The sequence below is a fragment of the Magnetococcales bacterium genome (assembly GCA_015228935.1).
Taxonomy (GTDB): Bacteria; Pseudomonadota; Magnetococcia; order Magnetococcales; family DC0425bin3; genus HA3dbin3.
The window spans coordinates 1-9,802 of record JADGCO010000131.1 but is presented as its reverse complement, the minus strand read 5'-3'; the positions used below and the strand labels follow the sequence as shown (position 1 = coordinate 9,802).

The following is a 9,802-nucleotide window of genomic DNA, read 5'->3' as shown; positions in this document are numbered from 1 at the left end:
ATCCCAGTTTTTCATTCGTTTTTTTGAAATTAACAAGTTATTAGACAGCCTCTGAAATGCACGCCAAACAATCAAAATCGATTGCGTCGCTCGCGCAGGGTGGCAAAAACAGCCTCGGGAGTCAGTGTGCCAGCACCGATTTTGGCGGCAAAGAGCGGATCGTCACAGCGTAAAAACGGGTTGAACCGCTTTTCCCAGTGGAGTTCGACCGGCAGGGTTGGGGTTCCCTGATCCAGCATGTGACTGATGGTTGCCGATTGCTGTTGCAGTTCAGGGTGATCCGGTTCCAGATCGCGGGCGAAACGCAGGTTGCTGAGGGTGTATTCATGGGCAGAAAACAGGCGGGTCTGGTCAGGAAAGGCGCGAATTTTCAAAAGACTGTGCCACATTTGGGCAGGCGTTCCCTCGAAAAGCCGCCCGCAACCGTACCGGAACAGGGTATCACCCACAAACAAGGCATCTTCGACATGATAGACAACATGGCCGGACGTATGACCGGGAGTTTCCAGGACCCGAACCTGGAGAGTGCCCAAAGTGAGCAACGCCGCATCGCTGACTGGCAAGTCGAGATGGGGCAGGCGGGATCCATCTGCTCGCGCACCCACCACCAAAGAGGAATGGCTTTTGCAGAGTGCCATGACACCGCCGATATGATCGTGGTGATGGTGGGTCAACAGAATGTGGGAAAGACGCCGTTTGCGGTCGGACAGGAAACGGTTGACAGGCCCCTCTTCCCCCGGGTCAACGACAGCCACACTCTCTGGTCCCGTCGGAAAAATCCAGATATAGTTGTCTTGCAGGGCGGATACTGAATAAACCGGCAAATGGGTGGCGTTCATGGTGACTCCTGGTTCCAAGCTGTTGCGGAAAACAAATTCATACCATGAACCTTGACGCCACTCGACTGGAAAACTGGTATGCCACGGTTCAGGGACGGGCGGTGGCGCGTATCATCGGGGACAGTCTGGAACAATGGCTGCGGCCCAACAAGCTGCGGCCCAACAAGGTGGGCAGCGTACTCGGGCTTGGTTTTGTCCAGCCCTACATGGAATATGTGATTTCAGGACGCGAAGGGGCATTCGGAGCCGCGCCGGCGGAAATGGGCGTGGTTCCCTGGCCGAGCAGTTCACCCAATCGGATCGCCCTGGTGCGCCCCAATGCCCTGCCTTTTCCCGATGGCTGTTTTGACCGGGTGATCATGATCCATTTTTTGGAGGGAATCGACTTTCCACACGAAACCCTGCGGGAAATCTGGCGGGTGATGAAACCGGGTGGTCGCCTGTATACCGTGGTACCCAATCGGAGTGGACTCTGGGCACGCCGGGAGACCGTTCCCTTGAGTTGGGGGCGGTCTTTTTCGCCACGGCAAATCCGGGAACTTCTGGAAGCCTCGTTTTTTGCCCTGCGGCAGGCGAGATTTGCTCTCTTCATGCCCCCCCTCTCCGGACGACGCTTTCTGCGGGCGGCCCCGGCCTGGGAAAATGCCGGAGAGCGCTGGTTTGCCCGGTTCGGGGGGGTCATTCTGAGCGATGCGGAAAAAGTTGTCCACGCCGTCACTCCCCTGTTGGAAAAATCCTATTCTCTGCACCGGCCCAGAAGAGTCGTGTTGCCCCTGGCCGGCAACCGTGGCGTTGTCAATTCAAGGAGGAATGACCATGACGGATCCCTATCTGATCAATCGTTTCATGGATGAACTTTTGGTGGAGCATGGTTTGTCGGCCAATACGCTGGAGGCCTATCGGCAGGATCTGGAAGGGTTGTCGGCCTTTCTGGCCAAACGGGGTACCAGCCTGCCCCTGGCAGATCGCGAGGCACTTCTCTGTTATCTCAGCGAATTGACCGGTCGGGACATGGCAGCCAGTTCCGTGGCGCGCAAGCAGTCGGCGTTCCGACGCTTTTATCGGCACCTGATCCTGCGCGAGGAGCGGGAGGATGATCCAACCCACCTGTTGGACTCGCCCCATTTACAGCGCCATTTGCCACAAATCCTGGACGAGGAAGAGGTCGAAGCACTCTTGAATGCTCCGGATTGCAGTACCGATCTGGGACTGCGCGATGCGGCCATGCTGGAGCTGCTCTATGCCACGGGTTTGCGGGTTTCGGAGCTGATTTTTCTGCAAACGGACAGCATCGACATGGAGTATGGGTGTGTGCGCGTGGTCGGCAAGGGCGACAAGGAGCGTATCGTGCCAGTCGGCACCGCAGCCCTGGAGAGGGTGGAACAATATCGCCGGTCGGCGCGGCAGGTGTTGTTGGGGGGGAACACCACCCGTGCCCTGTTTGTGACGGCGAGGGGGGGGCCCATGACCCGGCAAAATTTCTGGTATGTCATCCGGCGGCATGCCGTCATGGCCGGAATTACCAAGTCCCTGTCACCGCATTTGATCCGACACTCTTTTGCCTCGCATTTGCTTAATCACGGGGCCGATTTGCGGGCCGTGCAGATGATGCTTGGGCACGCTGATATTTCCACCACCGAAATTTATACTCATCTGGCCCAGGATCGCCTGAAACAAATCCATCGGGAGTTGCATCCAAGGGCATGAAAGTTGGCTGACCAGGATATCTTCACCAGAGATCCACCTCTTCCGTGCCATGGTCCACATTTTTCAGATCACCGGATGCAATCAGGGCATGATACATATTGACCTGATTGCGACCGTTGCTTTTGGAAAAATAGAGTGCCTTGTCGGCCTTCTCAAGCAAGGTTTCCGACAACTCTCCGGCTTCGATCTGCACGCCACCGATACTGACGGTAACCCGCCCCACCTGGGGGAATGAATAGGCCTCGATGGCCAGACGAAAGCGGTTCAAGACCTTTTCGGCAATTTCCGCTGAAATATCATTCAGCAGCACGACGAATTCTTCCCCTCCAAAGCGAAAGGAGGCATCCTTGTCCCGGAAACATTCGGTGATGATCCGGGCAAAGAGAACCAGCACCTCATCGCCTATGAGATGGCCGTAGGTGTCGTTGACTTTCTTGAAATGGTCGATATCAAAAATGGCCAGAAAAGCACCCTGGAAGGGCCGTTCATTCTGGCGACGGCTGGGATTTTGCAGGGCATTGAACACCTTGTTGAAGGTCACGTTAAAATACTGCCGATTGTGCAAACCGGTCAGGGGATCATGATAAGCCATGAAGCGTAGTTTTTCTTCGGCTCTCCTGAGTTCAATTTCTGTATGCCGGTGTTCAAGGACAAGCGTCAGTGTATTGCTGACTGTCCCCAACAGGGCATCCTCATCATTATTGCGTTGATGATCAACAGGAACATACAAACTCAAGACACCCAGGAGACGGTCCTTGCCAATAATTGGCACACAGTAATGACCGTGTTCTTGAATTCCATCATAACGGTTTACATGATCATCATCGATCCGGTTTTTGAAAATAATTTCACGCTGCGCGGCGGCCTTGCCACACAAACAATGCCCCAGGGGAACCTGGGCACAAAGTTCAAGCAACGGTTCTGATAAATTTTTTTGTCCTACCATGCGCAGATTGCCGGTCTCTTCATCCAGCAGGAAAAAAGCACCTTTGCGTTTTCCGGAAAACCAGGGAATCGTTAGAATAATTTCCATTATAACGTCGATCTGTTTTGCGAGCGAAAGGGGTTCCAGGCTGGTTTCCAGGAGGGCACTGATGGCAATCCTGGTGGCCAGGGCACGGTTGGCAATATCTTCTGCCTGTTTGCGATTGGTCGTTTCGACTTCCAGCAACCGTCCAGTCTGGTGGAGATTCAGTCTGGTTTTTTGAATTTCACTGCAACGTTCAATAAAAACACGAAACTCCCCGGGATGGATCGGTTTTATGATTTCGAAGGCATCATAATGGGGTAACGCCTGTGTGAGCGCGGACACATCCTGGGCGTTCCGCATCAGAATGACCTGCATGATCGGATGAATTTTTTTGGCCTCGTGGATCAATTCCATGCTGTTCATGCAGGGCATTTGCAGATCTGTCACAAGGATATCAACAGGGTTGGCCCGTAAAATGTCGAGTGCCTGCCGACAGGACAATGCCTGATAAACCATATAAGCAGGAGGTCCATATCCCTGGACCAGGGCATCCAGATTTTTCTGCTCATCCCCGACAAACAGGACAGATGTGTGCATGCCCGACTCCCCCAACTGTGCAACAGTACTGGTGCATCCCGTCGTCGCATGATTCCTGGATACAAAATCACTGAAAGAGGAATTTTTTCGATTCCAGATAAGACACGTCCAGGCCCATTCTGAATTCAGATTGTCAGTTTACGCTGAATCAGACTGTTTTCCAAACCAAAAAATCAAATTGTTCATTTATTTCAGGATGAAAAACCCGGATTGACCAGAATATTCATATCGACCGGGAAACCCAAAGGCCCACCCAGACGGCACCGACACAAAGAGTGACACTGACCAGGGCATTCAGCAGGGCAGAGGTGACAAAACCATTTTTGAGCAATTCCAGGGTTTCGCTGGAAAAAGTTGAAAAGGTCGTCAGGCCGCCCAAAAAGCCCACCAGGGCTGCCGCCCGCCATTCTGGAGAAACGGGCAGGTGTTCACTCAAAAAATGGAGCAAAAATCCCATCAGAAACGATCCCCCGACATTGACCACCAGGGTACCCCAGGGAAATTGCCGTCCCAGCCACTGATAAACCCAACTGCTGACCAGGTACCGGGCCACCGAACCCAATGCCCCGCCACCGGCAATCATCAAGACCATTTTCATGACAGGATGCTCCGCTGTCGTGCGGGATTATTATTCATGATCATGTTTTGCAGCCTGCTGCCGGAGGCGTTGCCAATAGGCCAAACGCCGGGCAATTTCGCGTTCGAAGCCGCGTGTCACGGGTTGATAAAAATGCTGGCCGCGCAGGGCGTCGGGAAGATAATCCTGGGCAACATAACCATCCTCGTAATCATGTGCATAGCGATAACCAGATCCATAACCCAGATTTTTCAACAGGTGGGTGGGGGCATTGAGGATATGGAGCGGCGGCGTGAGATGTCCCGTTGTGGCAGCCTGTTGGCGGGCAGCAGAGAAGGCTTTGTAAATACTGTTGCTTTTCGGGGCAGTAGCCAGGTAGACCGCCGCCTGGGCCAGGGCCAGATCCCCCTCTGGAGAACCCAGAAAATGAAAGGCGTCCCGGGCATGCAAGGCCACTGCCAGGGCCTGGGGATCGGCATTGCCGATATCCTCGGTGGCAAACCGCACCATGCGCCGGGCGATATAGAGACCATCCTCGCCCCCTTCCAGCATGCGGGCCAACCAGTAGAGGGAGGCATCCACATCCGAACCACGCAGGGATTTATGCAGGGCAGAAATCAGGTTGTAATGACCTTCGCCGGCCTTGTCAAACAGGGCAGAGCGTCGGGCCAGGGAGATTTCCAGGTCGGCCAAACGGAGACGACGTTCTGGTGAACCTTCAATATCGGCCAAGCCGGGGCGATGTTCCGGAGAACCTTCAATATCGGCCAGGCCGGGGCGATGTTCCGGAGAACCTTCAATATCGGCCAGGCCGGGGCGATGTTCCGGAGAACATTCAATATCAGCCAAGCCGGGGCGATGTTCCGAAAAACTTTCGGCACGCTCTCCGGCCAGCTCCATGAGGGTTTCGAGGAGATTCAAGGCATGGCGGGCATCCCCGCCCGAGCGCCGGGCAATCTCGGCAAGGAGACCCTCTTCCAGATGCACTGGACAGGTACCATAGCCACGCTCCGGATCGGCCAGCGCCTGGCTCAACAAGGTGACCAGGGCCGCTTCAGTCAAGGGTTCCAAAACCACGACCCGGCAACGCGACAACAAGGCGTTGTTCAGTTCGAAAGAGGGATTTTCGGTCGTGGCCCCAAGCAAAATCAGGGTGCCGTCTTCGACAAACGGCAGAAATGCATCCTGCTGCCCCTTGTTGAACCGGTGAATCTCATCGACAAACAGAATGGTGCCCACCCCCTCGGTCTTGCGAACCATTTGTGCCCGTTCCACAACGGCCCGTAATTCGCGCACCCCGGAAAAGACCGCCGACATGGATTCGAAGCGGTTGCGGGTCTGGGCAGCCATGACCCGGGCCAGAGTGGTCTTGCCACACCCGGGTGGTCCCCAAAAAATCAGCGAGGGAATATGGTCATGCAGCAGGGCCATGCGAATCAGGCCGCCAGGGCCGGTCCACTTTTCCTGACCCAGAATGTGTTCCAGGGATGTCGGACGCATCCGGTCGGCCAGCGGAGCAAGACCACTGCCCGAAGCCTTCATCCGGGCGGCCTCTCCCCGGTGACGGCCACCACACGTCCGACCAGATCATATTCGTGGGATTCGGTTATTTTAACCGGAACGATGCGCCCGGGTTCGATGCGTGAACCGTCGTTGATATAAACCACACCATCCACCTCGGGGGCCTGCCCGGCGTAACGGCCCTGCAACAACAAACCGCTTTCCGGTGAGACATGATCCACCATGACCGGCAGGACCTGACCGACAAGTTTGGCGAGTTTTTCCCGACTGATGGATTGTTGCAGGGCCATCAGGCGGGCAGAACGTTCCTGCGCCAGAAGATGGGGAACCTGCTGGGACATCTGGCTTGCCGGCGTCCCTTCCTCGTTGGAGTAGGTAAACACACCCAGATGATCAAAACGGGCTTCCGCAACAAAATCATACAAGGCCTGAAACTCTTCATCGGTTTCACCGGGAAAACCGACGATCATCGTGGTCCGCAGAATGGCATTGGGCAGCACGCCCCGAATACGGCGCAACAAGCGCCTGACCGAGCCTGCCCGTTCTGACCGTTTCATACGGGTCAAAACCCCCGTGTGAAAATGTTGCAACGGCATGTCAAGATAGGGCAGGACCTTTTCCTGGCGCAGGATCGTGATCAGCAGGCGGTCACTGATCAGGGTCGGGTAGAGATAGAGCATGCGGATCCATTCGATGCCATCAATATCTCCCAGACGATGCAGAAGCGAAGGCAGATCGGTACGGGGACTCAAATCCCGACCATAGAGTGTCGTATCCTGGGAGACGAGATTGATCTCCTTGACCCCCTGTTTGGCCAGACGCCGGACTTCCTGTTCGATGTCCCGGGGCATTCGGGAACGGAATGGACCCCGCAGCTTGGGAATGATGCAAAACGTACAAGGATTGTTGCACCCTTCCGCAATTTTGACGTAGGCCGTGTGACTGGGCGTGGTCAGGACACGTTCGGCGGTTCCCTTGGGCAGAAAGGTCGGTGGTCCCAGACCCACCAGGGGTTGTTCGGGGTTGGGATTGATCGAATTGATCAGGGGAATGAGCCGCTGATACTGGCCCGAGCCGAGAATGACGTCCAGGCCCGGCAGATCCTGGGCCAAGCGTTCCCCGTAACGCTGGGCGAGACAACCAGTAACAACTATTCTTTTATCTGGGTGCGCCTTCTTGACGGCGAGCATTTCCCGAATGGCTTCGCGTGATTCGGTTTCGGCTTCGGCCACAAAGGCACAGGTATTGACGACAAGAATATCCGCCTGTTCAGGATCGTGCGTGAATTGATATCCCTGTCCTCGAAACTGGCCCAGCATGAATTCGCTATCAACCAGATTTTTGGCACACCCCAGGGAAATCATGCCGATTTTCTGGTCTGTTTTGCCCGACATATTCATCAATCCCGGAAATTTTCAAATTGGATGGGCTGGCCAAGATCCTCTTTCCGGAGAAGGGCGATCACTTCCTGGAGGTCGTCTCGTTTCTTGCCTGAAACACGCACCTCCTCGCCCTGAATGGCCACCTGAACCTTGATTTTGGACTCTTTGACTTTTTTGACGATCTCTCTGGCCAGATCCTTGTCGATTCCCTGCCGGATGGTGACGAGTTGGCGGACCATCCCCCCCGATGCGGGTTCAATCTTGCCAAAGTCGAGAGACTTGGGATCCACCTGCCGTTTGATGAATTTACCGCGCAGGATGTCAAGGATTTGTTCCAGCTTGAATTCGTCTTCCGTGGTCAGTTTGATCACGGACTCTTCGCGTTCCAGCCGGCTTTTGGACCCTTTGAAATCAAACCGGTTGCCAAACTCCTTGGCGGCCTGATTGACGGCGTTGTCCACTTCCTGCAAATCCACCTTCGAGACAATATCGAATGATGGCATGATCCGATCTCCCTCTACTCTGCAACCACATCCACACCCGCTGGTGGTACAAACCGGAACCCCTGCTTTTCCAGGGTTCGATTATGGCGCATGTCCTGAAAGGTGAAAAGTGAACGGTTACCCAGATTATCGACCACGATCATTTGACGAATTTTTTCGCCACCCGGATCCAGGGTCACCGTGATTTCCTGGAAATTATTGTCTGGTTGGCGGGGGCGCAGGATCACTGCCGGTGTTTGCCAATCCGGATCGGGGACGGCTTTCCAGGAGAAGGCATCCTCGACCCGCTTGCCGGTGATCAAAAACCCCGCTGGAGTTTTTTCCATCTGGCTGGCAGATACCCGGGTCGCCTGCATGAGATCCGGTTCATAGTGCCAAATCCAGGTACCATCCGATACGATGACCTGTTCGTAGGGAAGACGATAATCCCAGCGGAACAGATTGGGCCGGACTGCCGTAAATCTTCCTTTGAACTCGGTTTTTTTGCCATTGGCAGGATCGGATACCACCTGGGTGAAATCCGCATCGATGCTTTTCATGCCATTCAGAAAGGTTTGTAAGCGGTCAATGGGGGCACGATCCTCGGCACTCCAGACGAGCATTGGCCAAAACAGAAACAAGAGCAACCATGCACCTTTTTGGATGCGCTGGTTGAGCCACCTGCTTTTTTTCATGCAAACCCCTCACCCTTTTTTGTCACTCACATCCCCACAAACACTCACACCCTCACGAACAATCCTGTTTTTTTCCCTTCTTCCAGGAAACCTTGGCTCCATCCTCAGGAATCCGGGACGACATGGCTGCCAATTTTTCGCATCGGCATGGAAACCCTGGCCTCTTTGCATGAGAACCGGGGGCAACCTGTTGCCAACGACCGATTTTTCCCGGAAACCCCGACTCCCTGCACTGGCCCGGCTCCCGGCACAGGATTCTCATGTAATCCTTACCATACAAGGTTAACCCATAACATCCCTTCATTTCCACTGCAATCCGACATGAAGACCCCACCATATTTTATTCCGGAATATTCCCGGCAGAAGAAGAGTCAAAAGCCGTTTGTTTCATCTGGCATGGAAATCGCTTGGTTTTTTCCCGTTCCAGCCGTCTTTCCTGTTTTCTTACACCTTGTCCCGGGGCCAGGAAAATGAATTTGCATGCGTTGAACATTCCGGATCCAGAAAAACTTGTCCCATTGTCGTCCCTGATGCAACGACAATTTCGTCTCGAAGAATTGCAATGCGCACTGACGGGAATTTCCGGTGTTGAACCCATCCTCGATGTGTTTTCCGACTGGCTGGCGGGAATCATGGAAGTGCGGACCGTGGCCTTCTGGAACGTGCGCAGCCAGGAGTATTACATCTCCTGTCCGGAATGCCTGGAAAAAACCGACCCTCTCCTCGATCAGGTCTGGAAGATCATGGAAGGACCCTCGCCCAGGTTGTTTCACTGGCGGCAACTGAACCACACGTTTCATCTCTGGGCGGGAATGCCCATGGAGCGTTGTGACCGTCTGCTGCTTGCGGAGCAAGGCAACGCCCTCACCGTGGAAGAGGCCAACGACATGCTCCTGCACAGCCTGGAAGTATTGAACCCGCCCCTGCAAGTCTGCCGCATCCCGGGAAATAAATCCTTCCGACCACACTGAGACGATGTACTAATCCTTGCATTGGATAGCCGACATATGGTATACTCCATGGCATGAACAC

Annotated in this window: 10 protein-coding genes; 3 read left to right on the top strand and 7 right to left on the bottom strand. The window is 54.6% G+C overall.

Annotated features, from left to right (window positions below; translation table 11 throughout):
* Positions 1 to 71: 71 nt before the first annotated feature.
* Positions 72 to 839, bottom strand: coding sequence for a hydroxyacylglutathione hydrolase (gloB, locus tag HQL65_18890; GenBank protein MBF0138304.1), 768 nt, complete (start codon positions 837 to 839; stop codon positions 72 to 74).
* A gap of 44 nt (positions 840 to 883) precedes the next feature.
* On the opposite strand from gloB, the gene HQL65_18885 reads away from it, so the two are divergent.
* On the top strand, positions 884 to 1,693 hold the full coding sequence (locus tag HQL65_18885) for a class I SAM-dependent methyltransferase (GenBank protein MBF0138303.1): 810 nt from the start codon (positions 884 to 886) through the stop codon (positions 1,691 to 1,693).
* On the top strand, positions 1,650 to 2,546 hold the full coding sequence (gene xerD / locus HQL65_18880; protein ID MBF0138302.1) for a site-specific tyrosine recombinase XerD: 897 nt from the start codon (positions 1,650 to 1,652) through the stop codon (positions 2,544 to 2,546). Before HQL65_18885 ends, xerD begins: the two co-directional genes overlap by 44 nt.
* 22 nt (positions 2,547 to 2,568) lie before the next feature.
* Here the strand turns inward: xerD and HQL65_18875 are convergent, their stop codons facing one another.
* From HQL65_18875 to lolA, 6 genes are all read right to left on the bottom strand, one after another.
* Positions 2,569 to 4,113, bottom strand: a complete 1,545-nt coding sequence (locus HQL65_18875) for a diguanylate cyclase (protein MBF0138301.1) — start codon at positions 4,111 to 4,113, stop codon at positions 2,569 to 2,571.
* Between the two features lie 223 nt (positions 4,114 to 4,336).
* Complete coding sequence (crcB, locus tag HQL65_18870; GenBank protein MBF0138300.1) at positions 4,337 to 4,711, bottom strand: fluoride efflux transporter CrcB; 375 nt, start codon at positions 4,709 to 4,711, stop codon at positions 4,337 to 4,339.
* A gap of 30 nt (positions 4,712 to 4,741) precedes the next feature.
* Positions 4,742 to 6,190, bottom strand: coding sequence for a replication-associated recombination protein A (locus HQL65_18865; GenBank protein ID MBF0138299.1), 1,449 nt, complete (start codon positions 6,188 to 6,190; stop codon positions 4,742 to 4,744).
* Positions 6,191 to 6,228: 38 nt separating this feature from the next.
* The gene (gene rimO / locus HQL65_18860; GenBank protein ID MBF0138298.1) at positions 6,229 to 7,605 is read right to left on the bottom strand and encodes a 30S ribosomal protein S12 methylthiotransferase RimO; all 1,377 of its coding nucleotides are present in this window, start codon (positions 7,603 to 7,605) and stop codon (positions 6,229 to 6,231) included.
* Between the two features lie 5 nt (positions 7,606 to 7,610).
* Positions 7,611 to 8,096 carry a YajQ family cyclic di-GMP-binding protein gene (locus HQL65_18855; GenBank protein ID MBF0138297.1) on the bottom strand — a complete coding sequence of 162 codons (486 nt, stop codon included), beginning with the start codon at positions 8,094 to 8,096 and terminating at the stop codon, positions 7,611 to 7,613.
* Positions 8,097 to 8,110: 14 nt separating this feature from the next.
* Positions 8,111 to 8,770 (bottom strand): outer membrane lipoprotein chaperone LolA, encoded by a 660-nt coding sequence (gene lolA / locus HQL65_18850; protein MBF0138296.1) that lies wholly within the window; start codon positions 8,768 to 8,770, stop codon positions 8,111 to 8,113.
* A 470-nt stretch (positions 8,771 to 9,240) separates the two neighbouring features.
* Here lolA and HQL65_18845 point away from each other — a divergent pair, with 470 nt between their 5' ends.
* On the top strand, positions 9,241 to 9,741 hold the full coding sequence (locus tag HQL65_18845; GenBank protein ID MBF0138295.1) for a hypothetical protein: 501 nt from the start codon (positions 9,241 to 9,243) through the stop codon (positions 9,739 to 9,741).
* Positions 9,742 to 9,802: the final 61 nt, after the last annotated feature.

What these genes read in the sequence shown, in the direction of transcription:
- gloB (MBF0138304.1), bottom strand. Translation starts at nt 839, where the DNA reads ATGAACGCCACCCATTTGCCGGTTTATTCAGTATCCGCCCTGCAAGAC.
- HQL65_18885 (MBF0138303.1), top strand. Translation starts at nt 884, where the DNA reads ATGAACCTTGACGCCACTCGACTGGAAAACTGGTATGCCACGGTTCAG.
- xerD (MBF0138302.1), top strand. Translation starts at nt 1,650, where the DNA reads ATGACCATGACGGATCCCTATCTGATCAATCGTTTCATGGATGAACTT.
- HQL65_18875 (MBF0138301.1), bottom strand. Translation starts at nt 4,113, where the DNA reads ATGCACACATCTGTCCTGTTTGTCGGGGATGAGCAGAAAAATCTGGAT.
- crcB (MBF0138300.1), bottom strand. Translation starts at nt 4,711, where the DNA reads ATGAAAATGGTCTTGATGATTGCCGGTGGCGGGGCATTGGGTTCGGTG.
- HQL65_18865 (MBF0138299.1), bottom strand. Translation starts at nt 6,190, where the DNA reads ATGCGTCCGACATCCCTGGAACACATTCTGGGTCAGGAAAAGTGGACC.
- rimO (MBF0138298.1), bottom strand. Translation starts at nt 7,605, where the DNA reads ATGTCGGGCAAAACAGACCAGAAAATCGGCATGATTTCCCTGGGGTGT.
- HQL65_18855 (MBF0138297.1), bottom strand. Translation starts at nt 8,096, where the DNA reads ATGCCATCATTCGATATTGTCTCGAAGGTGGATTTGCAGGAAGTGGAC.
- lolA (MBF0138296.1), bottom strand. Translation starts at nt 8,770, where the DNA reads ATGAAAAAAAGCAGGTGGCTCAACCAGCGCATCCAAAAAGGTGCATGG.
- HQL65_18845 (MBF0138295.1), top strand. Translation starts at nt 9,241, where the DNA reads ATGAATTTGCATGCGTTGAACATTCCGGATCCAGAAAAACTTGTCCCA.